Source organism: Legionella pelazae (assembly GCF_052527395.1).
In genome coordinates, this window is sequence record NZ_JBNVZS010000003.1 from 150,137 (window position 1) to 174,208 (window position 24,072).

Below are 24,072 nucleotides of genomic sequence, written 5' to 3' on the forward strand. Positions count from 1 at the left end.
ATAAGTTAGTTTTTCAGCTTAAGCCATTAAAATCTATTTTGTATTTTGTTTAGCCATGCGCTATAAAATTGCTATAAATAACCTCAAATTTTACAAGGAACAGTAAGTCTTTTTCATGAGTTAATTAAATATATACCCAAAATAACTGTCTCTTAAAGCCATGAGCCATAAGTGCTCTTTTAGTTTTGGCGAAGAAGTATTAAGTTTTTCTAATAGAGATTTCACGTAGGCGAAAAATTTTATGTAACTTTGGCCTTTATTTTGCATTTAATACTTTTTTAGAGTATAGGAATATAAGATGATTTGCTTTATATTTGGGCATAAAGTAATAAATATATTTACTTTATAAGTATCCACTAACTTGCAAGAGGTCTTTTTCTATGGATGGAAGAATAGCTGTCGTTACTGGAGGTACAGGTGGTATTGGCTCAGCAATTTGTCAGCGTCTGGCAAAAGATTACCAAGTTATTGCCTGTTATTTTAAAAATGGTAAGCACGAAGAAGCAAAGCAGTGGCAAAAAGCTCAGCAGGAAGCAGGCTTTAATATTGATATTGTTTATGCTGATATCTGTAAATTTTCAGATTGTGAAAAATTAACGGCGCTTATTATTGAGCGTTATGGACGTATTGATACTTTAGTCAATAATGCCGGTATTACTGCTGATTGTAGTCTTAAAAAAATGACACCCGAGCAATGGCAACATGTAGTGGATTCTAATTTAACAAGTGTATTTAATATGACCCGCAATATCATTCCACATATGATAGATCAAAACTATGGTCGTATTATAAATATTTCTTCCATTAATGGTCGTAAAGGGCAATTTGGACAATGTAATTATGCAGCTACAAAAGCCGCACTTTTTGGTTTCAGTAAAAGCTTAGCTCTAGAGGTAGCAAGTAAAGGAATTACAGTAAATACTATTTCACCTGGCTATATCGAAACAAGTATGCTTGCTAGCATGAAGGAAGATATTTTAAACAAAATTATCGCTAATATTCCTGTAGGTCGCCTAGGTAAGCCAACTGAAATTGCTGAAGCTGTCGCTTTTTTTGCATCTCCTGAATCTAGTTTTATTACTGGTGCAAATCTAGATATAAATGGCGGTCAATATATGTAAAATAAGTTAATTATGTTAAATCAGTTACGTTAAATATGTATAAGGTTAAAGAAAATGCAAAATGAACAAGTAATATTAATTACTGGAGGAACAGGTGATATTGGTACTGCTATTGCCAAGCAGTTAGCTCCCTGCTATGGCCATGTCATTGCACTTGATGTAGTTGCTGATAACCAAGGTGATCTATGGCAACAAGAATTAAATAAGCAAGGTTATAACCATTTACATTTTCGACATATGGACGTAACTGATTTTAATGAGTGCGAGAAAGTTATCAAAGGACTTATTGGTGAATTTGGTCGAGTTGATGTGCTTATCAATAATGCGGGTATCACGCGTGATGCAGTTTTTCATAAAATGACCAAACAGCAATGGGATGAAGTCTTACGCGTTAATTTAGATGGTATGTTTAACGTGACCCGGCAAGTAGTTGAAACCATGCGTGCCCAAAAAAATGGTCGTATCGTCAATATCTCTTCAGTCAATGCACAGAAAGGTCAATTTTCTCAAGCTAATTATGCAGCTTCGAAGGCAGGTATTTATGGGTTTACCAAAAGCTTGGCACAAGAGTTAATGGCCTTTAATATTACTGTAAATAGCATCTCACCTGGATATGTTAATACACGTTTAATGAAAGGTATTAGGCCAGATATTTTAGAGGCAATTATTAATTTAATCCCCGCTAAGCGTTTAGCAGAACCTGAAGAAGTTGCTTGGGCAGTGGAGTTTTTAACTCATGAGAAGAGTCGATATATTACGGGCGCAAATTTAAGTATCAATGGTGGTTTACACATGTATTAAAAGTTAAATGAGAATTAACTAGGGAGAAATGGTGAGATTAATAAAAAAATATAAAAACCGCCGCCTATATGATACTGAAAGAAGTCAATATATTACTGTTGAAGAATTACAAGGTTATGTCGTTAAGGGTATTGCCTTTCGAGTAGAGGACAGTAGCACTAATAAGGATATAACGAGCGCTACTTTGTTACAAATTCTAGTGGAGATGGAAAATACGACTAGTCAGTTTCTATCAGCGGATATGCTAAGACAGTTGATTGTATTAGCTAGTCATCCAATGAGCCAGGCCTATAAAAATATTTTAGAACAATTATTTGCTTCATTTGAGGCATCAATCAAAAAAAGCCCTTATTTACAGGACTATCAGCAAACAGCCCAGCTTTGGCAACAGCAGTTTGGTGAGATATTTAATCAATGGCAATCCTTATTTAAGGTTAAATAGGCTACTTTGAAATAAAAAAATAAGCAATATTTGTTTATTAAATTTGTTTGTCTGGTTAATTTATTAGTATTTATTTTGCCATGCAAAAAAGATATTTTATTAATTGACAATAAAAGCTAAAAGGACTAATCTAATATTGTGCAGTGCAACATAAGGAGGTTTATTATGAACCAAGCATACTTAGAACGCTGGACTGAGCTAGCAAGAAAAGCTCAGGAACCTTTGCAAGCTATCGCTGAATTAAATGCTAAAACATTACAAAATTTTAAGTATTTAAAGCCTGAAGAGCTCGCAAAAATTAAAAAGCCTGAAGAATTTTTAGAAAAACAAATTAATCTTGCTGTTGAAAATGGCCATAAAGCTTTAGATTATATGCAAAAATCGTTTGAGATTTTTGAAAGAGCGATGCTGTCTGTAGTTGAGGAAGCAAAAAAGGCGGATAACAAAAAATAGTAAGTAGTTTTATTTTGCTATCGCAAACTCACTATTTGCGATAGCCTTAATCTAGCTTAAATTGATAATAATTATTATTCATACTGAATGCCTGATCATGCATTTTCATATTCTCTAACCTAATGAAAGTTTAAATTTGTGGGTTCCTCTTTATTCTATATCAGAAAATTTCAGCAATTTTTTATTTGACAGAGCCATTATGACTCTATCTCGTTGGTATGGGTGATAGCGTTTGCTTTAGAAATAAGCGCGACTACTTTTTCTAGACCAAGTTTGCGTAAAAGGGTAATATTATTAAGCGGTATTTGGTTCGTATTGCCATAGAAGGCAATGGCTTGCTCTATACTTTCTTCACGTAAAATATGCACCATTGGATAAGGCGAGCGATTAGTATAATTAGCGACGTCTTGGCTTTCAGCATCAGCAAAACAATAATCAGGATGAAAGGTTGCTAGCTGATAAATACCTTCATATTGGTTTTTCATAAGCTGTTTCTCAGCAAACGCGGTAAAATCTATATAGGTTAGAAAGCTTTTAAATAACGTTGGAAATATAACGATAGTTGTTTCTATAGTCCTATTATCTTCCAAAATAGCAATTTCATTGCGCAAATTATTTAGCGCGAGTTGCTTAGTTAGAGCGGGACTAACGCTAAGTCGAATTGTATCATTATCAATAACATATTTAGCGAAAGGGCAAAGTTTTAGAGGGATGATAAACGAGGTAATCCACTTTTTAGTCTGTTGAATAATTAAATCTGCTCGAATCATATTTATTAATTGAACCTATAACCTAACTAAAGAATTACAAATAAAATATCTGTATACGAGGAAGTCTATACTAAAAATAGCGAACTATTAAGAAGGAAGCATTATGAAAAAGCTAATAGTAAGCGCATTAAGTATTCCATTAATCTCATTTATGATAGCAGCTTATAGTGCCAATCAGGTATTACAATCTAATCAAAGTAGGTCTGCATCTATTAATCAAAGATTGTTACCATCTCCTTTTCCAGTGTATGTCATACCTAATGCAGCCGTGGTAAACCACCCTTATCCAGGGGCAATGAAAGTTTTAATTCCTACTGATAATAGTTATACCGGTATACCTGGATGTTATATTGCCTGTTATTCACATAATCCTGGTGTTTATGCAGTTTCACCTTCTATATCGGTTATGGGCCAAATTCGTGTTAAAGGTAGTTATAGCAATCGCGTCTGCCAACCACAAGGTTACCAGAATCAAGATATTAGCGCCGAACAGTTGTTTAAAGACTTGTGTAGTAATAAAATTGCTGCTTGTCGTAATGCATCGTGCTGGGCAGGCGGCGATACTGGCGGCTGGTTTGGTATTGAATAAAAAATAACTTATACCATTACTTTATAGTCTCCGTTTCTTTTTCAACTTCAGGACGTGAGGTTGTTTGAAAGACATACTTGCCAGGTGCATCTATTAAAGGCTTATAAGGAAGCTCATCAAATTTAGGGGCAGGCTTTAGACGGCCAGATTTCTTCTTTAGCCATTTAAACCAAGTAGGCCACCATGAGCCTGGGTACTTAGTTGCATTATTAACCCATTCATCTGGCGTCTGATCAGTTGCGGGATTTATATAGTAATCATATTTATTAGCGCAAGGCGGATTGATAATACCTGCAATATGACCAGAGCCTCCTAAGAGAAAGTGTTTTTCACCTTTCATCGCTTGAAAACCTATGTAGGTTGTTTTCCAAGGGGCAATGTGATCTTTTTTTGTAGATATAAAAAAAGTTGGCACATCAATTTTAGTAACATCTAGAGGTGTATGATTTAATTTAATTTTTCCAGGTTTGATTAAATTATTATGTAAATACATCCAGCGTAAGTATTGAGAGTGCATTTTAGCAGGCATATTGGTCGCATCAGCATTCCAGTAAAGAATATCAAAAGGAACGGGATTTTGACCTTGCAAATAATTTTTTATAAAAAAGGACCAGACTAAATCATTTGCTCGTAGTGAATTAAAGGTACTAGCCATAAAGCGTCCATCTAAATAACCTTTTAATTTCATTTGTTCTTCTAAATGTCTAATTTGATGCTCGTCAATAAAAACAGAGATATCGCCTGGGTCACTAAAATCAATCATTGAGGCTAAAAACGTAGCACTTCGAATAGATTTTTTATTATGCGCTTTATAGTATGCAAGGAGGCAGGCTAATAAGGTTCCTCCTATACAAAAGCCTAAGGTATTGACCTTTTTTACTTGTAATTGTTCTTTAATCACTTCAATAGCAGTCATTGGCCCTTCGCTTAAATAGCTATACAGCCCTTTCTTTGCATAAGTGGCATCTGGATTAACCCAAGAGATAACAAAGACTGTGATGCCTCGTTTAACAAGCCAGCCAATGAATGAGTTATGTTCACTTAAGTCAAGGATATAATACTTATTAATCCAGGGAGGAATCATTAACAAGGGAATGGTATACGTTTTTTCAGTGCATGGAGAATATTGGATTAATTCCATCATCTCATTACGAAAAATCACTTTTCCAGGCGTAGTTGCTAGATTTTCACCAATTTTAAACGCATCCATATCAGTCATTTTAATAATTAAACGCGCTGAGCCAGATTCCATATCTGTTAATAAATTTTGCAATCCACGCAGTAAATTCTTTCCATGACTTTGTATCGTTTCTGCCATTAATTGTGGATTAGTATGAATAAAGTTAGCTGGCGATAAAGCGTCTAAATATTGTCGGCTAAAAAATTGTACTCGTTTAGCTAATCGTTTATCACCATAATCTAGCCTCTCAAGCAGCGCATTAAAATGTTCACTGGCTAACAAATATTGCTGACTCAATAAATTAAAAAAGGGATTATTAACCCATTCATCGCTACTAAATCGCTTATCTTCAATTGGCATGGATTTCCCTTCCAGCCAATAAGCAAATTGATCTTGGGCAAGGCTCATTGCATCTTGCCAGTAAGCAATTTGAGATTGCCAAATTTTTTCTGGGTTTTTAAATATAGTTGCCATGAGCGCTTGAAAATCATTTGTTAAATCAATAAAGCGATTAATCCAATGAGGAAGCTGAGGTGGCTGATTACGAAAGCTCTCTACCATTTGAATGCTTTTTTCAGCAACTGATTGCATGAGTTGACTTAATTCAGTATCGGCGGTCATCCTATCTCCTAAGCAATACGAATACTTTTTATTTTCACGTGATTTGAGGTACATTGGCAAGTAACTTTATTTAACAGTGGATAAAAAGAATTGCGTAACGCAACAATTAATAAAATTATAGGATATTTAATCTTAATTGTAGTCGTAACTTTTCTGTCCAGTGCATTTTATTTTTGGGAGCAGTATTTATTAGCCCATTTTTTAGGTGGCTTTCAGGAGTCAGCCAAGCCGATAATGCATTCTAGGCCTGGATTCCATTTCTTTTTTACAGCTTGGCCTATATGGGTTTTCCCACTTATTATTAGTAACTTACTTATAATTTTACTTGGTAGAAGGTATTATCAAATTATGCTTAGGCGCATTCAGAAATTAAAGCAAGAACGTTTAAAATTACAACATGAAATTCAAGAGCTAAGGCTTAAGTTAGTTAATTTGAATAAGCAGACAAATCAATCTATAAAAGATACAGCTCATAAGGAGTATGACGCGCTGCAAATTGCTTATAATAATTTAGTCAATGACTATAAGCAAAGTACGGATTTTATCGAAAAGTTATTAGATAAAATAAACCAAAATGATTTAAAATAACGTGAGTTCGACATAAAAGAGACGAAAATTCTTTGGGTCGCTAAGCGAATATTATTAATATCTTTAATATCGAATTTACGTTAAAATAACAACTGCAAAACAAACTACCTAGAGCCATATTTTTTATCTTCTCCTCTTAATAGCCTTAAGGTACAATTTTGTAATCTTTTTCTATCTTGTTACTGATGCATCTAAGACAATTAAAACTAGCTGGATTTAAATCATTTGTTGAGCCAATAACTATTCCTTTTCCTAGTCATTTAGTGGCCGTTGTTGGACCTAATGGTTGCGGAAAGTCAAATATTATCGATGCAGTTAGATGGGTATTAGGAGAGAGCTCAGCTAAAACCTTACGAGGTGAATCTTTAACTGATGTTATTTTTAATGGCTCAACTAACCGTAAAGCGGTAGGACAAGCGTCAGCTGAATTAATTTTTGATAATTCTTTAGGAAGACTCGGCGGTCAATACAGTAATTATCAAGAAATTGCTATTAAGCGATTAGTGACTCGCGCAGGAGAGTCTTTTTACTTTTTAAATGGAACTCGGTGTAGACGCCGCGACATTACTGATCTTTTTTTAGGTACGGGAGCAGGCGCTCGCCAATATTCTATTATTGGACAAGGGACAGTATCAAGACTAATTGAAGCACAGCCTGAGGAATTACGTGCTCATTTAGAAGAAGCAGCTGGGATCTCTAAATATAAGGAGCGAAGGCGTGAAACTGTCACGCGTATAAATCATACTCGTGAAAATCTAGCTCGGGTAAGCGATATCAGAGATGAACTTGCTAAACAATTGCAGCGACTTGAGCGGCAAGCAAAAGCAGCTGCACATTATCAGGAATTAAAGCATTTGGAGCGAACTTATAAAGCAGAAATAGTAGCGCTCAAATGGCAGAGTTTAAGTGGAGAGGCATCACAATTAGAAGAACAACTAAACCAATTTACTTTAGACTATGAACAATATCAGGCTAGTATTGCGCAAACATATAATCAAAATACTTCTTTAAAAATAAAGATAGAGCAAGTACGGGATGTATTTGAAGCAGAGCAAGCCCATTTTTATCAATTGACAACCGAGATTGCTCGCTTAGAAGAGCAGCTACAGCGGCAGAATCAAGAACACCAGCGATTACTAATTAATAGACAATGCATTGATAAAGAACAGCAGGAGCTAATTAATCAATTAAACCACGAACAAGAATTATTAAAAGATTATCAATGTAATATTGATCAAATTGAGTCCAATTTAAAAGATGCTAAACATCAGTTAATACAAAAGCAGCAGATATATCAAGCCGCGCAGCAAGAACAAGTGGAGTGGCAAGCAAAAATTAAAAAAATACAAACTGATTTAGCGCAAATAGAGCAAGAAGTACGAGTTCAGCAAGTGCATTATCAGCATATAATCCATGAGCAGCAAAATGTGCAAATACGCTTTGATAAAAACAAAGATTGGTTATATTCACTCACCCAAGAAGTTAATGCTATCAATCTGGCGCAGCAGCAAACCAATTTAATACAATTAGAAAGTAAAAAGACAGAGCAAGAAGAAAATTATCAAAGGCTATCAAATAGCTTAAGTGAGACGCGTCAGCAATTAATACAAACTGAAACAGAGCTACATCGCGCTCAAGATCAAATGCATCAGTTAACAGCAGAACATGCGTCAGTTGTAGCCACCTTAGCTACTGTTAAAAAGCAAAATGATAGCTTTATAAAAGATCAACCTCGACTTTTTGAAAATCTAACCATTGATAAAGAGTGGCAATATGCATGTGAGATCGTTTTAAAAGATTATTTACAAGCAACCGTTGTAACATCGCTTGAACCTATTTTAGCGAGCCTGAATGAATCAATGGATAAACCGCAAAGCTTTGCTGTCGCTTATCTAACTTCTGCAAAGGAAAAATCTTTTCCATGCTTAGCAGAAAAAATAAACGGTTTTGTTCCGTACTTTTTACCTAACTTAGATAAAATATTTACAGCTTCAAGTATTTTAGAAGCCTCTAAGTGGTTGCCCCAAATTGCTGAGGATGAATCAATCATTACAAGAGAGGGTTGCTGGCTTGCTAAAGGATGGATTCGAATTGCTGGAAGAGCCACAACAGATAGCTTTAGCTTATTAGTTAAGCAAGAGGAATTAAACTACTTAAATAGTGAACTTAAACAAGCCCAAACGAACTTAAATATTTTAAAACAAAAGCGCGATGAACTTTATTTAATTTTAAAAGAACAGCAAGAGAAGGTGCTTATTTCTCAAGAAGAATTAACTATTACTCATGATGAAATGAGATCAGAAAGAACCAAAATTGATTCTGTACAGTTGAAACTTGATCAGCTTGATATTAAGAAAAAAGAGCTGTTAAAAGACAATGGGTATTTAGAACAACGTTTAGTAAATTTAGCTGAGCAACGATTTACTATAGAACAAGCCATTGCAACGGCTCTTCCTTTAAAGCAGCAATTTCAAGCTGAGCAGGAGCAAGTTAATACAGACAAACTTAATTTCGATAATACCTTCATTGAAAAAGAAAAATCCTTAAATGAAGCACGTAATTTGGTGCATCAATTAGAGATAGAAAACGAACGTAGTCAATTAACTTATAAACAGGTGATTGCTAATGTTGCTCTTAAACAAACCAAGTTACTTTTATTAGAGGAGCGTCAAAAAGAACATGATAAACAGCTTGCCATACTTGCACAATCTAATTCTTCTTGCGAAAAAAATTTAGAAGTAAGATTAGGAGAGCATAAAACGATAGAGCAAACTTTAAAAATCACACGTGAAGAGCTTAATGATTATAAAGCTAAATTTACTGCGCAAGAAACTAAAATTAAAGCAGAAGAAAAGCAAATTAAAATTTTACAAGAAAAAATTCAACAACTGCAGTTACAACTACAGACATTCCGAGTGCAAATCGGTAATCTATTAGATGTGTTAGAGGAACAAGGGTTTCAAGCGCAAGCCCTCCTTCAGGTAATAGCGCCTGATATAACTATTAAGGTGCGTGAGCAGCATATTGAGGAAATCGTTGAAAAAATAAATCGGCTCGGTGCTATTAATCTTGCGGCTATTGAAGAATATACCAGTGAAGCGCAAAGGAAACAGTACTTAGACGAGCAGTACAACGATTTGACTAATGCTCTAGAAATGCTTGAGACTGCAATTGAAAAATTAGACAAAGAAACAAAGTTGCGCTTCCAACAAACATTTAATGCTGTTAATGCTACGTTTCGATCTCTTTTTCCACGCCTTTTCGGTGGAGGGCAAGCTGCCTTAGAGTTAACTGGTGATAATTTATTGGAAGCAGGTGTCTTAATTACAGCGCAGCCGCCAGGAAAGCGTAATAATACTATCCATCTGCTATCTGGAGGAGAGAAAGCAATGGTAGCAGTGGCGCTAATATTTGCAATTTTTCAATTAAATCCTTCTCCCTTTTGCATGTTAGATGAAGTAGATGCGCCTCTAGATGATGTAAATATTGAACGATTTTGTAGTTTAGTAAGGGAAATGTCTCAAGTAGTACAATTTTTATTTATAACGCATAATAAGATAACGATGGAACTAGCCGATCATTTAATTGGTGTAACGATGCGTGAGCCCGGCGTTTCGCGAATTGTTTCAGTTGATGTAGAGCAAGCCTTAGCAGTAACAGAGGCTTAAATAAAAATTTTAATTTTAATACGCTAAAAGTATTAGTAATAAACGTAGCGGACAGTTAATAGGAGTCAATATGCAGGCAAACTTAAGTCTAGTACTCAATGTAATATTACTTATTGGCGTGGTCATTGCAATAGGGCGCTTAATGAAAACCAAACGGCAAGCCAATCGTTTAGCAAGCTATCAGCCACCTTTAGGTAAAGTGGAGAATAAGTCGTTTGATGATATTATTGCTGTACGCAAAGTTAATTCTAACTTGTTAAATGAAGAAGAAAATTTAGCTAATGTAAAAATTAGTGCCAGTGAAAATGATGATAGAAAATCTATTTTAGGTAATGAGCTTCTAGATAATGACTCAGCTTCTGATGCTAACAATGAAGCAGGCCCTTCAGTCATGATGTTTTTACTAGCGAAAGAAAACCGGCAACTTGCAGGATATGAACTATTGCAAACTGTATTAGCAGCTGGTTTGAGGTTTGGTGAAGGCCACTTGTTTCATCGGCATCAATATTCAAATGGTCAAGGCCCAATTCTATGCAGTCTTGCCGCGGCAACGCCAACAGGTGTTTTCGATTTACAAAATATTGGTGGTTTTTCAGTAAGAGGTTTGTGCTTATTCATGCACTCGTCAGGGAATCCCACTATCGATAAAGAACGGTTTATTATCATGCTGAATACGGCCAAGCAGTTAAGTGATGAATTAGATACACTTTTGCTCGATGAAAAAAAGCGGCCATTAACTGCAGAAAGTTTAAGGCATTATTATCAGTTGCTAAATATTGTTGATATACCCGATATAACAGAATCTAAGGAGTACGAAATTGCTTAAACTGATCTTACTCTTAATTAAGAGGAAAGTAATTAAAGCAATAGCTGTCTTTCCTTAATAATTTATATTGCATTTTACTAGCATTGGTGTGTAAGGTTAATAATCACTACACTTTATTTTAATTCCTTCCTTATATAATACTATGAATATTACAACTTTAATCCAACAATTAGGATGTCAGTATAGTGAACCTCTTTTTGTAACAGGTATCTCTATTGATAGTCGGAAAGTTTTACTGGGGCATTTATTTATTGCCTTACGTGGTGAAAAATTTGATGGCCATCATTTTATGGCTGAGGCGCAAGCTAAAGGTGCTGTTGCAGTTTTGTGTGAGAGGCAAATTGATGATATTAGTATGCCACAATTTGTTGTTAAAGATACTCTACGAGCCATGACTGAAATGGCTAAGCTGCATCGTAAAACAGTAATTTGTCCAGTTATTGCTCTAACAGGAAGTAATGGTAAGACATCTGTAAAAGAGATGATAGCTAGTATTTTACCTAAACCTGCTCATGCAACCCCAGGTAACTTAAACAATCATATTGGCGTGCCTTTAAGTGTTTTACAGCTAAAACCCGAACATCGTTATGCTGTTTTTGAATTAGGTGCTAATCATATAGGCGAGATTGCTCATACAGTAAAAATAGTACAACCACAAGTAACTTTAATCAACAATATCGCGCCAGCTCATATTGAAGGCTTTGGCTCAATTGATGGAGTCGCTCGAGCTAAGGGTGAAATTTATGCCGGGCTTGCAGCAAATGGTACTGCTGTGGTTAATGACGATGATGACTATGCGCATTTTTGGGATAATTTATTAGCCGACAAACAAACTATTCGTTTTTCATTGGCCAAGCAAACAGATGTTTATGCGAAGAATTTTTCTCTAAATGAGGCGGGTTTTGCCTCATTTACACTAGTAACGGCTTTAGATGAGCGTAGTATCACATTACAGGTTCCTGGTGAACATATGGCGCGTAATGCTCTGGCGGCAGCTTCCTGCTGCCTTGCGGTAGGTATTTCTCTAGAAGAAATAGCTCAGGGACTACAAAACTTTAAAGGTGTATCCGGGCGGTTAACTTATTTACAAGGTAAAAATGACTCCTTAGTTATTGATGATACTTATAACGCAAATTTACGCTCTGTTTTAACTGCTGTTGAAGTGTTAGCTAGGCGTCAAGGCCGTCGTATTCTAGTTCTCGGTGATTTAGGTGAATTAGGTACATGGACCCAGCAGCATCATGAAGAAATTGGTTATGTTGCGCGACGTAAAGGAATAGATTTATTAATGACATGCGGTAAGCATAGCGTTTTTTCCAGTAAAGCGTTTGGTAGTAGCGCTCGTCATTATGCATCTCAAGAAGAATTAACAAAAGATTTATTATCTTGGCTTGATAAAGACACAACTGTGCTAGTGAAAGGATCTCGCTCAGCCAGTATGGAAAAAATTGTGCATGAACTAGTGGGTTAACACTTTAGGCATGTGATATGCTTGCTAATTTTTGTACGATCAAATAGCTGATCAACTTAAATACTTTAATTTTCGCAAGAGGAAGAGATATGCTTTATTGGCTAACGCAGTTAATACAAGGACAGTATCATGCGTTTCGAGTTTTTCAATATTTAACTTTTCGGTCCATTTTAGCTGCTTTAACTGCTCTTTTAGTAGGTCTTTTCTGTGGTCCTCTTATGATTAGGTGGCTTAGAAACCTACAGCTTGGTCAAGTAGTAAGAGAAGATGGTCCACAGACTCATTTAACGAAAGCGGGTACTCCAACTATGGGAGGGGTGCTTATTCTCGTTGCGATTACAGTAAGTTGTCTACTTTGGGGTGATTTAGGTGAACCTGCATTATGGTTAGTATTATTAATGACTCTCGGGTTTGGTATTGTCGGTTGGGTTGATGATTATCGTAAAGTTGTACGCAAAAATAGTAAGGGCTTATCAGGCCGTTGGAAGTATTTCTGGCAATCTGTTATTGCAATAGTTGCCATTTTGATTCTTTATTTTAGCTCTAGTATGCCTTTACAAACTCAGCTTAGTATTCCCTTTTTTAAAAACTGGCTAATTGATCTTGGACTATTTTTCCCGGTTTTAGCTTATTTTGTCATTGTTGGTAGTAGTAATGCAGTTAATTTAACAGATGGTTTAGATGGTTTAGCAATTGTACCCATTGTAATGGTTGCGGGTGCTTTAGGCGTATTTGCCTACGCAAGCAGTAATAGCGTTTATGCTCATTATTTAGGTATCCCCTATTTAGCTAATATGGGTGAACTTACCATTTTCTGTTCAGCAATTGTTGGTGCTGGTTTAGGTTTCCTTTGGTATAACACTTACCCGGCTCAAGTTTTTATGGGTGATGTTGGTTCTCTTGCCTTAGGCGCTGCTTTAGGGATCATTGCGGTTATGGTTAGACAAGAACTAGTATTGCTAATCATGGGCGGTTTATTCGTGATTGAAACTTTATCCGTTATCTTGCAAGTTGGTTACTTTAAATATACAGGTGGAAAAAGATTATTCCGAATGGCTCCTCTTCATCATCATTTTGAACTTAAGGGATGGACAGAGCCTAAGGTTATAGTGCGTTTTTGGATTATGACTGTCGTTTTTGTCTTATGTGGTTTAGCAACTTTAAAATTGCGTTAGGTGAACAATGAGTCAATCCATTTATCTAGTTGTAGGCCTAGGTAAAACTGGCCACTCTATTGCGGGTTATTTACAACGCCGCAACTTACCTTTTGTTTTCTATGACACTAGAAAAGAAGTGAATAATCTAGCTGAATTCAAGCAACAATTTCCTGGAGTTGAGATTTTTCTTAGTGATTTACCTACGAGTATCTATCCCCAACTGAAAGAAATTATTGCCAGCCCTGGCGTGGCACTCGATATTCCAGTTTTTACAGAAGCTAGGCAGTGGGGTATTCCTATTATCGGAGACATTGAATGTTTTGCTAGGGAAGTGAGTGCGCCTGTTATTGCTATAACCGGAACTAATGGTAAATCAACTGTAACAACCTTAGTAGGTGAGATAGCCAAAGCTGCTGGGTTAAACGTTGCCGTAGCTGGCAATATAGGTTTACCAGTTCTGGATCTGCTTGATGATAAAGAAAAGTACGATTTATGGGTACTTGAGTTATCTAGCTTTCAATTAGATTTAACATTTTCACTAGCACCGGTGGCTGCTACTATATTAAATATTTCTCCAGATCATTTGGATAGACATTACAGTCTTGAAGCTTATCGCAAAGCAAAGCAACGCGTGTATTTGGGCGCTCAATTTTTAATTTACAATCGAGATGATAAACAAACTTATCCATCTTCAGATATAGAAAATACTAATACTGATTTGGTTAGTTTTGGCCTAGACACAGCCACAATAGGAAATTGGGGTATAATTTATAAAGATAATACTTATTTTTTAGCCCATGGTAACTTACCGTTTCTTGCTGTCGACTTATTGCGTTTAAAAGGTAAACATAATTGGCAGAATGCCTTGGCTGCTTGTGCTTTATCTTCTGCAGCAGGTATAAGTTTAGATGTAATGACTTCTGTTTTGAAAACTTTTTTAGGACTTTCTCATCGCTGTCAATGGGTAAGGAACCTAAATGGCGTTGATTGGGTTAATGATTCAAAAGGCACTAATATTGGAGCAACTGTTTCCGCCATTTTAGGAATTGGTGGTGCAATGCAGGGGAAAATAGTTTTAATTGCAGGGGGTTTAGGTAAGGGAGCTGATTTTAGTGAATTAAAAATGCCTGTCATGAAATTTGTTCGCGCCGTGGTTCTCATAGGAGCAGATGCTACTAAAATTGAGCAGGCTATTAAAGGGGTTGTCCCGGCATTTCATGCTACAAGTTTAGAACAAGCTGTCAGTATCGCTTCTGAACAGGCTCATTCTGGGGATGTAGTCCTATTATCACCTGCTTGTGCCAGCCAAGACATGTTTCGCGACTTTAATCATCGCGGTGAGGTATTTATGAATTTAGTAGAGGAATTGTGATTATGCAGCCGCGTCACTACACCCAGCGAGGCAAGCCAACGCATAAGCCACTATCTCTTTATGACAAGTGGTTAATGAGTGCTGTACTTGGACTAATTATTATTGGTCTTATGATGGTTGCCTCAAGTTCTGTCATGGTTTCAACCAAATATTATCATAACCCTTTTCATTTTCTCATTCGCCAGTTTGTGTTTCTTTTTGCAGGCCTTTTTCTTGCTTTAATTATCATGCGTATAGACAGTAGCGTTTGGGAAAAAAGCAGTATGCCCTTGCTTTTTATCTGCTTAATGATGTTAGTTGCTGTTTTAATCCCTGGTATTGGTCATACAGTCAATGGAAGTCGTAGATGGTTATCATTAGGTCCTATCGGTATTCAAGTTTCTGAAATAACTAAACTAATCATGATTTTCTATGTGGCTGGTTATTTAGTCAGGCAACAGAAAACAGTTGAAAAATCTATTTTTGGTTTTATTAAACCGATGCTCATTTTAAGTTTAATTGCTTTTTTGCTTTTATTAGAGCCTGACTTTGGCGCGACAGTAGTGATTGCTGGAACAGTTATGGCTATGCTATTTTTAGCGGGCGTAAAATTGCGTTATTATGTAGGTTTGCTTATAGTTGTAATTTGTTGCTTGGCTATGCTGGCTGTTTCGTCACCCTATAGGGTTGCTCGTCTAACAGCTTTTCTTGATCCCTGGGCAGATCAATTTAATAGCGGATATCAATTAACTCAATCTTTAATCGCTTTCGGGCGAGGCGGCTGGTTTGGTGTGGGATTGGGCGATAGCGTACAAAAATTATTTTATTTACCTGAGGCTCATACTGATTTTCTATTTGCTGTACTGGCTGAGGAGTTAGGGCTCTTTGGAGCTCTTTTGGTCTTAGTTCTCTATAGTATATTAGTGTTTAGAGGTTTATCAATTGGTTATACCGCCTATAGCCAGGAGAGGTTCTTTGCTGCTTTCATTGCTTATGGTTTGACTTTTTGGCTAGGTTTACAAGCGGCTATTAATATGGGCGTAAATTCAGGGTTGCTACCAACAAAGGGATTAACACTGCCAATGTTAAGTTATGGGGGCGCTAGTGTGGTAGTTAATTGTATGATCATTGCTCTATTGTTACGTATTGATCATGAGAATCGTTGGCAATCACTGGGATTGCGATCGCCGACTTCATAAAAGGGGAATGTTGTGGAAAGCTTAGGACATTTTTTCTCGCCAAGGATGGGGCGTGTAAAGCAAATTCATTTTGTTGGTATTGGTGGCGCAGGTATGTGTGGTATTGCTGAAGTTTTACATAATGATGGGTACCAAATTACAGGTTCTGATATTAATGAAAATCGCGCTATTCAACATTTACAAGCACTAGGTATTAAAATCTTTATTGGCCACCAAGCTCAAAATATTGAGAATGCTGATGTTATTGTGCGATCAACAGCCATTGATGCTGATAATCCAGAAATTCATGCTGCTTATGAGCGACATATTCCTGTTATACCACGTGCAGCCATGCTAGCTGAATTAATGCGCTTTCGTTATGGAATTGCTATTGCAGGCACACATGGTAAGACAACAACAACAAGTTTGGTAAGTAGTTTATTATGTGAAGGTGGTTATGATCCAAGCTTCATTATTGGGGGTAAATTAAATAGCTGTGGTACAAATGCCAAATTAGGGAAATCGACCTATTTGGTTGCTGAAGCAGATGAAAGTGATGCCTCGTTTCTTCACTTAAAACCTATGATGGCTGTGATAACTAATATTGATGCTGATCATATGGGAACCTATAATAATAATTTTGATAACTTACGTAATACTTTCATTGAATTTTTGCACAATTTACCTTTTTATGGTTTAGCAGTCGTTTGCCTTGAAGATGAAGAAGTAAGAAGAATCCTACCCGCAATTGAGCGGCCCACTTTAACCTATGGCTTTTGTGAAGACGCTGATTATCGTGCTTTAAACTGGGCACAAAATGGTCTTTTAAGTGAATTTACTGTACAACGGCCAAAATCCTATCAACCTTTAGCAATTAAATTTCAATGGCCGGGGCGCCATAATGTCTTAAATGCACTAGCTGCTATTGCTATAGCAACGGAGCTAGGGGTTGATGATAATGCTATTGTTCAAGGCTTGCTAAAATTTCAAGGTGTTGGCCGCCGCTTTCAAGTCCTAGGAGAGAGAAAATTTGAAAAAGGCACTGCCATTATTGTAGATGATTATGGCCATCATCCAAAAGAGATTCTCTCTACTCTTGAGACTTTTCGTCAGGTTTGGCCTAACAAGCGCTTAGTACATGTTTTTCAACCTCACCGCTATACTCGTACTCAGGCTTTATTTGAGCAGTTTATTAACGCGTTAAGCTTTTCAGATCAACTATTATTATTAGATATTTATTCAGCCGGTGAAACATCGATTCCAGAGATTACAAGTCAGGCTTTACTTCAGCAAATACATATAAAGCGTCCAAATGCCCGACTCGTTAATGAAGAAAATCTTAGTCAGACATTAGATGAACTAATTACAAAAGATGATGTCATTCTGATGCAAGGAGCAGGTAGTGTAGGGCAGTTAGCAATTAATTTAATGCAAACTTCACGAGAAACAGCATGAACAATATTAATCTAGCTTCTGAAAGTAAAATGGCCTATCAAGGTAAATTGCTGTTTAATGAATCGTTAGCTTCCTATACAACTTGGCGTGTAGGTGGTATAGCGAAGCAATTATATAAACCTATTAATATAGACGATTTAGCTTTATTTTTACAGCAGTTGCCAGCAGATGAGCCTATTATCTGGCTAGGTTTAGGTAGTAATTCCTTAATTAGAGATGGCGGCTTTGCTGGTACTGTAATACTAACCCAGGGTTGCTTAAAAGAAATACATATCGTTGATGATAATCATATCCGAGTTGAGGCAGGTGTTTCCTGTGCAACGATGGCAAGATTTTGTGCTCGCAATAATTTTTCTGGCGGTGAGTTTTGGGCTGGTATTCCAGGAACTATGGGTGGTGCTTTGCGAATGAATGCTGGTTGTTTTGGCAGTGAAACATGGCAGTCGGTTGTAGAAGTAGAAACTATAAATCGCCAAGGTATAAGCCGTAAACGGAAACCAGAAGAATTTACTATCGCTTATCGCCACGTTGATGGTTTAGAAAAAGAGGAATGGTTCACTGCCGCTACTTGTAAGTTAGCATCAGGAGAAAAGGAGAAATCCTTACAACTCATTAAAGAGTTATTAACACATCGGGCAAATACTCAACCAACTAATGAATATAATTGTGGCTCAGTATTTAGAAATCCTCCTGGCAATTATGCAGCAAGGCTTATTGAATCTTGTGGCCTTAAGGGTAAACGACTTGGTGGAGCAGCTGTATCAACAAAGCATGCAAATTTTATTATTAATCAAGAGGGGCAAGCGAGTGCGCAAGATATTGAATCTTTAATTACTTTGATTCGCGACACTGTTAGTCAACAAACCTCAATTGAACTTATCCAGGAAGTACATATCATTGGAGACCATTAATGTCGAAATTTCTTAATCTAGCTCTTTTGTATGGCGGTAAATCAGGTGAACATGAAATTTCCTTAATTTCTGCCGCATCGGTACTGTCTGAGCTTGATAGTAATAAATATAATATTATTCCTATAGGAATGGATAAAGAAGGGCGTTTTTATTTAAACGATTATCAGAATTTATTAGCTTTTAAAGAAAGTCTGCCTGTTATAACCCCTCATTCTAAACTAATTCCTAATTTCCTCATAGATGGACATCCTGCTATTGATGTGGATGTCGTTTTCCCTGTTGTGCACGGCCCTTTATACGAAGATGGCTGTCTGCAAGGTTTATTAGAACTTGCTGGCATTGCCTATGTTGGTTGCGATGTATTAACTTCAGCAATTGGTATGGATAAAGATATGACCAGGCGAATCCTAAGTACTTGTAATAATATTCATTATGCTCGATATCAGGTATTGTCTTGGCATACTAATAGTGCTGAGAGACAAAAGTTTTGTGAAAAAGTGAGCAATGAATTAGGATGGCCACTCTTTGTTAAGCCCTGTTCACTTGGTTCAAGTGTAGGCACACATAAAGTAAATAACTTAGATGAATTAACTTCAGCAGTTGAAGATGCATTGCGCTATGATGAAGAAATTATTGTAGAAGAATATATTAAGGGCCGTGAAATTGAGCTTGCTGTGCTTGAAAATGCAAAGCCTCATGGCGCGCCTCAAGTTAGTATTGCTGGCGAGATTAAAGTTCATCATCCAGATGGGTTTTATTCTTACACGGCTAAATATTTAGAGAGTCATCAAACAGAATTAGCGGTACCTGCAAATTTAAATTCCGAGATTTTAAATCAATTACAGACCATAGCAGCAGATATTTTTACGTATTTAAAATGTAAGGGAATGGCTCGCGTTGATTTCTTTGTTAATGAAGAAATAGGTAAAATTTATTTTAATGAAATAAATACATTACCTGGTTTTACGTCAATTAGTATGTACCCTAAATTGTGGCAAGCAAGCGGTTTAACCTATTCCGCCTTATTAGATCAGCTAATTAATTTAGCAATTATACATCAAAATTGTCGAAAAAATTTAATAACAAATTATCAATAAGCTATTGAATTTTATTACGTTTAGATAAGTAATAATTCTTAAATATAATATTAATAGGCAAGGTGAAAATGGGTGCATATAAGGGTCAATTACGTTATGTAAGTTTACTAACTTTTTTGATTCTTTGTGCACTTTGTCTTATCGCCCGATTAATTTATTTATTTATTGCTGACCCACAACGTTTTCCAATTAATACTATTAAGATTGCAGCTTCTTATAACCATATTTCTCATAAACAACTCGAGTCTACTTTAGAAAAATTTAGCGATGCTAGTTTTTTTTCATTGCCTGTTGGTCACTTGCATAATGCCTTATCTTCCCTGGCGTGGGTTAAAAATGTTCAGATAGAAAGAGTATGGCCGGATACTTTAAAAATTAAATTAATTGAAAAAAAACCTATTGCAATTTGGAACAATATGATGATGACTACAGAAGGCGAAATATTTGATGGTGGAGCTGAAATAATAGACACTTCATTGCCACAATTAAAAGGACCTAAGAATCAGCATCAACAAGTCTTACAAGTTTATAAAAAAATGAGTAAGATATTAAATAATTATGATTTACATGCAACAGTATTAGAGTGGCGTAATAATGGTGCTTGGGAGCTTACGCTTTCTAATGGGATTCAGTTGCGATTGGGTAAACGCGATCTTGAAACAAGAATAAACCGATTCTGTAAGGCATATCCTGCCGTTTTTGCAGGCGTTTTATCAGATAAGCCAGAACAAATGGCGAGCGTTGATTTACGTTATCCGCGCGGTATGGCGGTGCAATGGAGAAAATGACGGAAAGATAATGGCTAAAAAATCAGAAAGAAATATCATCACCGGTTTAGATATCGGTACCTCAAAAGTTGTTGCTTTGATAGGCGAAGTAACACAGGATGGTGTCATTGAAATCATCGGTATAGGTCGTCATCCCTCCCGTGGATTAAAACGAGGTGTCGTTGTCGATATTGAAGCAACAGTCAATTCAATTCAACGAGCTGTACAAGAAGCTGAACTTATGGCAGGTTGTGAAGTACGTACTGTTTATGCTGGTATTGCCGGTAGTCACATACGGAGTTTAAATTCGCATGGGATTGTTGCTATACGCGATCATGAAGTTTCTTTAGCTGATGTTGAGCGCGTCATTGAAGCAGCAAAGGCAGTTGTGATTCCAGCTGACCAGAAGATATTACATATTCTCCCACAAGAATTTATTATTGATAATCAAGGCAGTATACGTGAACCTGCCGGTATGGCCGGGGTACGTCTAGAAGCACGAGTTCACATTGTTACCGGCGCGGTAAGTGCTGCGCAAAATATTGCCAAATGTGTAAGGCGCTGCGGGCTAGATGTCAATGATATTATTCTTGAGCAACTGGCTTCAAGTCATGCAGTATTGACTGAAGATGAAAAAGAACTTGGTGTTTGCCTGATTGATATTGGCGGAGGTACAACAGATATTGCCGTTTTTGCCGAAGGTGCAATTCAACATACGGCCGTGATTCCTATTGCAGGCGATCAGGTAACTAATGATATTGCTATGGCTCTGCGTACACCTACCAAGGCAGCAGAAGCCATTAAAATAAAGCATGCTTGTGCTATGCCTGAATTAGCAAGTGATAATGAGATGATTGAGGTTATGAGTGTAAATGAGCGTCCTGGGCGTAAAATATCGGCTAAATCGCTTGCTGAAGTTGTTTCTGCTCGGTATGAGGAATTATTTTACTTAGTAAGAAATGAATTAATTCGTAGTGGTTTTGAAGATAGAATTGCTGCAGGCATGGTAATGACTGGAGGCGGTGCAAGTGTGCGCGGAGGCATGGAGCTAGCTGAAATGTGTTTTGCAATGCCTGTTCGCCATGGTTGTGCGCATCATATTTCTGGTTTAGCTGAAGCAACTACAAATCCGGCTTTAGCAACAGGTGTTGGCTTACTATTACATGGTTATAAGCAGCAATATGAAGGCGGCTATAGTACGCCGATATTAAATGATACAAGTAAAAGTGTATGGTCGCGAATGCGTGATTGGTTTCAAGGGAATTTTTAACTTAATTCTTGTAAGTACAACATAAATTAGGGAATTAGGTTTAACAAATAGACAGAATTTAGAGGAGAGGCAGTAATGTTTGAATTGACGCAATGCCAGGAAAACAGTGCCATTATAAAAGTAGTAGGAGTTGGTGGTGGCGGTGGAAACGCACTTGAACACATGGTTAGTGAGAATATTGATGGCGTTGAGTTTATCTGTGCAAATACAGATGCGCAAGCCTTAAAAAATTCAAGTGCTAAAATTCATATTCAACTGGGCGAAGAATTAACTAAAGGGCTAGGCGCTGGTGCTAATCCTAAAATTGGCCGTGAGGCAGCAGAAGAGGATAAAGAGAGAATTAGAGAAGTTCTTGAAGGCGCAGATATGGTATTTATTACAGCTGGTATGGGTGGCGGTACAGGTACAGGGGCTGCACCTGTTTTTGCAGAAGTTGCTAAAGAACTTAATATTTTGACTGTCGCTGTAGTAACTAAACCCTTTTCCTTTGAAGGAAAGCAACGTGCACTTGCGGCTGAAGATGGTATCCGGCGCTTAGCAGAGCATGTTGATTCCTTAATAACCATACCTAATAATAAATTATTAAGTGTCTTAGGCAAAAATATTACACTGCTAAATGCATTTAAAGCTGCTAATAACGTTTTACTTGGCGCTGTGAAGGGGATAGCTGATTTAATAACACGGCCTGGTTTAATCAATGTCGATTTTGCTGACGTACGCACGGTTATGTCTGAAATGGGTATGGCAATGATGGGAACTGGTAGTGCGACAGGTGAACAGCGAGCCCGGCAAGCAGCTGAAGCAGCAATTGCATCACCCTTATTAGAAGATGTTAATTTCTCTGGTGCTAAAGGAATATTAGTCAATATTACAGCTGGCTTAAATATGTCTATTGGCGAATTTGAAGAAGTTGGTGATGTTGTTAAAGAATTTATCTCTGATGACGCTACAGTTGTAGTAGGAACTGTTATTGACCCTGATATGACAGATGAAATGCGTGTTACAGTTATTGTGACAGGCTTAGGTGGCAATGAGCGAGGAAGAACTCAGATAAGCAATTCTAAGGTAAAGATTAATGAATCTACAAGAATGGATGGCTCGCTAGATTATCATCAACTAGACAGGCCTGCGGTAATGCGTAAGCAAGCGTCAATTGCTTCAACACCTGCTAAAAAAGCGACTGAGGCTACTGTGCCAGATGTAGATTATCTAGATATTCCGGCCTTTTTACGTCGGCAAGAGGAAAGGATGGATTAAAGCTGCGGTATGAGCCGCGCTTTACAATTAAGAGATTAGACTAGTTAATAATTTTTTGCTATTCTGAGACTGTCTGTTGCCTAAAATAGGTTATCAATAAGGTGATCACCGAATGATGAAACAAAGAACTCCTAAGAAAATGGTTCAACTGACAGGCATTGGTTTACATTCAGGTGAAACTGCCGAGCTTAAAATAAGACCTGCTCCTATTAATTCCGGTATTGTTTTTAGACGTGTTGATTTAGATCCAGTTGTTGAAATTCCAGCCTGTTATAAAAATGTTAGTGACACTATGTTATGTACGTCACTACATTACAATAATGCTAAAGTGGCTACTGTCGAGCACTTACTTTCAGCTTTAGCTGGTTTAGGTATTGATAATGCCTATATTGATGTGAATGGCCCTGAAATTCCAATTATGGATGGAAGTTCGGCTCCTTTTGTATTTTTACTTCAAGCAGCAGGTATTCGTGAACAAAGTGCTGCAAAGCGCTTTATTCGCATTTTAAAACCTATTAAAATTGAAGAAAAAGGTAAATATGTACAATTTATTCCCTATAACGGTTATAAAATTTCATTTACTATCGATTTTAATCATCCTGTATTTACAGATAAGCCTCAAATAGCCAACTTTGACTTTTCTACAACCTCTTATGTAAAAGAAGTTTGCCGCGCTAGAACCTTCGGCTTCTTATCTGATTATGAAAAATTACGTGAAGGTAATTTAGCGAAAGGTGGAAGTTTAGATAATGCGATTGTTGTTGATAAATATCGTATTCTAAATGAGGACGGTTTGCGTTTTGAAAGTGAGTTTGTTGCTCATAAGGTGTTAGATGCAATTGGAGATTTATATCTCTTAGGTTGTGGTTTAATTGGCGCTTTTGAAGGCTACAAGTCAGGCCATGAGTTAAACAACCGCTTATTACGAGAATTAATGGTTCGCGAAGATGCGTGGGAATATACTTATTTTGATGCAGAAATTTATCAGCCATCTTTTGGATTTAATGCGATCGCTCTTGAAGCCTGAGTTAGGGCAGTGAGCTAAGCTAAGCTAGCTCGCTGTTTACCGCAAGTGATCAGACCTTACCACCGAACGGCT

The 24,072-nt window shown here is 36.9% G+C and carries 21 protein-coding genes; 19 read left to right on the plus strand and 2 right to left on the minus strand.

All coding sequences use genetic code 11. The features are described from left to right. The first annotated feature begins 380 nt into the window (after positions 1 to 380). The 4 genes from phbB (ACQUW5_RS05215) (at position 381) to ACQUW5_RS05230 (ending at position 2,817) form a co-directional block, all read left to right on the plus strand. Positions 381 to 1,121 carry an acetoacetyl-CoA reductase gene (gene phbB, locus ACQUW5_RS05215; RefSeq protein ID WP_444990154.1) on the plus strand — a complete coding sequence of 247 codons (741 nt, stop codon included), beginning with the start codon at positions 381 to 383 and terminating at the stop codon, positions 1,119 to 1,121. A gap of 54 nt (positions 1,122 to 1,175) precedes the next feature. Further along, positions 1,176 to 1,922, plus strand: a complete 747-nt coding sequence (phbB, locus tag ACQUW5_RS05220; protein WP_444990155.1) for an acetoacetyl-CoA reductase — start codon at positions 1,176 to 1,178, stop codon at positions 1,920 to 1,922. Between the two features lie 28 nt (positions 1,923 to 1,950). Further along, positions 1,951 to 2,364: a polyhydroxyalkanoate synthesis regulator DNA-binding domain-containing protein gene (locus tag ACQUW5_RS05225; RefSeq protein WP_444990156.1), complete on the plus strand. Its 414-nt coding sequence runs from the start codon at positions 1,951 to 1,953 to the stop codon at positions 2,362 to 2,364. Between the two features lie 165 nt (positions 2,365 to 2,529). Continuing rightward, positions 2,530 to 2,817, plus strand: coding sequence for a phasin family protein (locus ACQUW5_RS05230; RefSeq protein WP_444990157.1), 288 nt, complete (start codon positions 2,530 to 2,532; stop codon positions 2,815 to 2,817). A gap of 197 nt (positions 2,818 to 3,014) precedes the next feature. On the opposite strand, the gene ACQUW5_RS05235 is transcribed toward ACQUW5_RS05230, so the two are convergent. Then, on the minus strand, positions 3,015 to 3,587 hold the full coding sequence (locus ACQUW5_RS05235) for a DUF1415 domain-containing protein (protein WP_444990158.1): 573 nt from the start codon (positions 3,585 to 3,587) through the stop codon (positions 3,015 to 3,017). A 103-nt stretch (positions 3,588 to 3,690) separates the two neighbouring features. Here ACQUW5_RS05235 and ACQUW5_RS05240 point away from each other — a divergent pair, with 103 nt between their 5' ends. Beyond that, positions 3,691 to 4,176 carry a hypothetical protein gene (locus tag ACQUW5_RS05240; protein ID WP_444990159.1) on the plus strand — a complete coding sequence of 162 codons (486 nt, stop codon included), beginning with the start codon at positions 3,691 to 3,693 and terminating at the stop codon, positions 4,174 to 4,176. 16 nt (positions 4,177 to 4,192) lie between these two features. On the opposite strand, the gene ACQUW5_RS05245 is transcribed toward ACQUW5_RS05240, so the two are convergent. Beyond that, a complete protein-coding gene (locus ACQUW5_RS05245) occupies positions 4,193 to 5,977 on the minus strand; it encodes a PHA/PHB synthase family protein (protein WP_444990160.1) in 1,785 nt (594 codons plus the stop codon). Between the two features lie 90 nt (positions 5,978 to 6,067). On the opposite strand from ACQUW5_RS05245, the gene ACQUW5_RS05250 reads away from it, so the two are divergent. From ACQUW5_RS05250 to lpxC, 14 genes are all read left to right on the plus strand, one after another. Beyond that, entirely contained in the window at positions 6,068 to 6,565 is a 498-nt protein-coding gene (locus tag ACQUW5_RS05250; protein ID WP_444990161.1) for a hypothetical protein, read from the plus strand. Between the two features lie 185 nt (positions 6,566 to 6,750). Next, a complete protein-coding gene (gene smc, locus ACQUW5_RS05255; RefSeq protein ID WP_444990162.1) occupies positions 6,751 to 10,233 on the plus strand; it encodes a chromosome segregation protein SMC in 3,483 nt (1,160 codons plus the stop codon). 70 nt (positions 10,234 to 10,303) lie between these two features. Beyond that, the gene (locus ACQUW5_RS05260) at positions 10,304 to 11,059 is read left to right on the plus strand and encodes a cell division protein ZipA C-terminal FtsZ-binding domain-containing protein (RefSeq protein ID WP_444990163.1); all 756 of its coding nucleotides are present in this window, start codon (positions 10,304 to 10,306) and stop codon (positions 11,057 to 11,059) included. Between the two features lie 142 nt (positions 11,060 to 11,201). Then, the gene (locus ACQUW5_RS05265) at positions 11,202 to 12,530 is read left to right on the plus strand and encodes a UDP-N-acetylmuramoyl-tripeptide--D-alanyl-D-alanine ligase (RefSeq protein ID WP_444990164.1); all 1,329 of its coding nucleotides are present in this window, start codon (positions 11,202 to 11,204) and stop codon (positions 12,528 to 12,530) included. Between the two features lie 89 nt (positions 12,531 to 12,619). Then, complete coding sequence (gene mraY, locus ACQUW5_RS05270) at positions 12,620 to 13,705, plus strand: phospho-N-acetylmuramoyl-pentapeptide-transferase (protein WP_444990165.1); 1,086 nt, start codon at positions 12,620 to 12,622, stop codon at positions 13,703 to 13,705. A 7-nt stretch (positions 13,706 to 13,712) separates the two neighbouring features. Continuing rightward, positions 13,713 to 15,059 carry a UDP-N-acetylmuramoyl-L-alanine--D-glutamate ligase gene (gene murD, locus ACQUW5_RS05275; protein ID WP_444990166.1) on the plus strand — a complete coding sequence of 449 codons (1,347 nt, stop codon included), beginning with the start codon at positions 13,713 to 13,715 and terminating at the stop codon, positions 15,057 to 15,059. Positions 15,060 to 15,061: 2 nt separating this feature from the next. Further along, the gene (gene ftsW, locus ACQUW5_RS05280; protein WP_444990167.1) at positions 15,062 to 16,237 is read left to right on the plus strand and encodes a putative lipid II flippase FtsW; all 1,176 of its coding nucleotides are present in this window, start codon (positions 15,062 to 15,064) and stop codon (positions 16,235 to 16,237) included. Positions 16,238 to 16,282: 45 nt separating this feature from the next. Continuing rightward, positions 16,283 to 17,671, plus strand: coding sequence for a UDP-N-acetylmuramate--L-alanine ligase (gene murC / locus ACQUW5_RS05285; protein WP_444990261.1), 1,389 nt, complete (start codon positions 16,283 to 16,285; stop codon positions 17,669 to 17,671). Continuing rightward, on the plus strand, positions 17,668 to 18,582 hold the full coding sequence (gene murB / locus ACQUW5_RS05290) for a UDP-N-acetylmuramate dehydrogenase (protein WP_444990168.1): 915 nt from the start codon (positions 17,668 to 17,670) through the stop codon (positions 18,580 to 18,582). The genes murC and murB overlap by 4 nt, the downstream gene beginning before the upstream one ends. Continuing rightward, a complete protein-coding gene (locus ACQUW5_RS05295) occupies positions 18,582 to 19,679 on the plus strand; it encodes a D-alanine--D-alanine ligase family protein (RefSeq protein WP_444990169.1) in 1,098 nt (365 codons plus the stop codon). Before murB ends, ACQUW5_RS05295 begins: the two co-directional genes overlap by 1 nt. A 68-nt stretch (positions 19,680 to 19,747) precedes the next feature. Next, positions 19,748 to 20,467, plus strand: a complete 720-nt coding sequence (locus ACQUW5_RS05300; protein WP_444990170.1) for a cell division protein FtsQ/DivIB — start codon at positions 19,748 to 19,750, stop codon at positions 20,465 to 20,467. Positions 20,468 to 20,477: 10 nt separating this feature from the next. Next, positions 20,478 to 21,716 (plus strand): cell division protein FtsA, encoded by a 1,239-nt coding sequence (gene ftsA, locus ACQUW5_RS05305; RefSeq protein ID WP_444990171.1) that lies wholly within the window; start codon positions 20,478 to 20,480, stop codon positions 21,714 to 21,716. A 75-nt stretch (positions 21,717 to 21,791) separates the two neighbouring features. After that, positions 21,792 to 22,973, plus strand: a complete 1,182-nt coding sequence (ftsZ, locus tag ACQUW5_RS05310) for a cell division protein FtsZ (protein WP_444990172.1) — start codon at positions 21,792 to 21,794, stop codon at positions 22,971 to 22,973. A gap of 112 nt (positions 22,974 to 23,085) precedes the next feature. Next, positions 23,086 to 24,000 (plus strand): UDP-3-O-acyl-N-acetylglucosamine deacetylase, encoded by a 915-nt coding sequence (gene lpxC / locus ACQUW5_RS05315; protein WP_444990173.1) that lies wholly within the window; start codon positions 23,086 to 23,088, stop codon positions 23,998 to 24,000. Positions 24,001 to 24,072: the final 72 nt, after the last annotated feature.

What these genes read in the sequence shown, in the direction of transcription:
- phbB (WP_444990154.1), top strand. Translation starts at nt 381, where the DNA reads ATGGATGGAAGAATAGCTGTCGTTACTGGAGGTACAGGTGGTATTGGC.
- phbB (WP_444990155.1), top strand. Translation starts at nt 1,176, where the DNA reads ATGCAAAATGAACAAGTAATATTAATTACTGGAGGAACAGGTGATATT.
- ACQUW5_RS05225 (WP_444990156.1), top strand. Translation starts at nt 1,951, where the DNA reads ATGGTGAGATTAATAAAAAAATATAAAAACCGCCGCCTATATGATACT.
- ACQUW5_RS05230 (WP_444990157.1), top strand. Translation starts at nt 2,530, where the DNA reads ATGAACCAAGCATACTTAGAACGCTGGACTGAGCTAGCAAGAAAAGCT.
- ACQUW5_RS05235 (WP_444990158.1), bottom strand. Translation starts at nt 3,587, where the DNA reads ATGATTCGAGCAGATTTAATTATTCAACAGACTAAAAAGTGGATTACC.
- ACQUW5_RS05240 (WP_444990159.1), top strand. Translation starts at nt 3,691, where the DNA reads ATGAAAAAGCTAATAGTAAGCGCATTAAGTATTCCATTAATCTCATTT.
- ACQUW5_RS05245 (WP_444990160.1), bottom strand. Translation starts at nt 5,977, where the DNA reads ATGACCGCCGATACTGAATTAAGTCAACTCATGCAATCAGTTGCTGAA.
- smc (WP_444990162.1), top strand. Translation starts at nt 6,751, where the DNA reads ATGCATCTAAGACAATTAAAACTAGCTGGATTTAAATCATTTGTTGAG.
- ACQUW5_RS05260 (WP_444990163.1), top strand. Translation starts at nt 10,304, where the DNA reads ATGCAGGCAAACTTAAGTCTAGTACTCAATGTAATATTACTTATTGGC.
- ACQUW5_RS05265 (WP_444990164.1), top strand. Translation starts at nt 11,202, where the DNA reads ATGAATATTACAACTTTAATCCAACAATTAGGATGTCAGTATAGTGAA.
- mraY (WP_444990165.1), top strand. Translation starts at nt 12,620, where the DNA reads ATGCTTTATTGGCTAACGCAGTTAATACAAGGACAGTATCATGCGTTT.
- murD (WP_444990166.1), top strand. Translation starts at nt 13,713, where the DNA reads ATGAGTCAATCCATTTATCTAGTTGTAGGCCTAGGTAAAACTGGCCAC.
- ftsW (WP_444990167.1), top strand. Translation starts at nt 15,062, where the DNA reads ATGCAGCCGCGTCACTACACCCAGCGAGGCAAGCCAACGCATAAGCCA.
- murC (WP_444990261.1), top strand. Translation starts at nt 16,283, where the DNA reads ATGGGGCGTGTAAAGCAAATTCATTTTGTTGGTATTGGTGGCGCAGGT.
- murB (WP_444990168.1), top strand. Translation starts at nt 17,668, where the DNA reads ATGAACAATATTAATCTAGCTTCTGAAAGTAAAATGGCCTATCAAGGT.
- ACQUW5_RS05295 (WP_444990169.1), top strand. Translation starts at nt 18,582, where the DNA reads ATGTCGAAATTTCTTAATCTAGCTCTTTTGTATGGCGGTAAATCAGGT.
- ACQUW5_RS05300 (WP_444990170.1), top strand. Translation starts at nt 19,748, where the DNA reads ATGGGTGCATATAAGGGTCAATTACGTTATGTAAGTTTACTAACTTTT.
- ftsA (WP_444990171.1), top strand. Translation starts at nt 20,478, where the DNA reads ATGGCTAAAAAATCAGAAAGAAATATCATCACCGGTTTAGATATCGGT.
- ftsZ (WP_444990172.1), top strand. Translation starts at nt 21,792, where the DNA reads ATGTTTGAATTGACGCAATGCCAGGAAAACAGTGCCATTATAAAAGTA.
- lpxC (WP_444990173.1), top strand. Translation starts at nt 23,086, where the DNA reads ATGATGAAACAAAGAACTCCTAAGAAAATGGTTCAACTGACAGGCATT.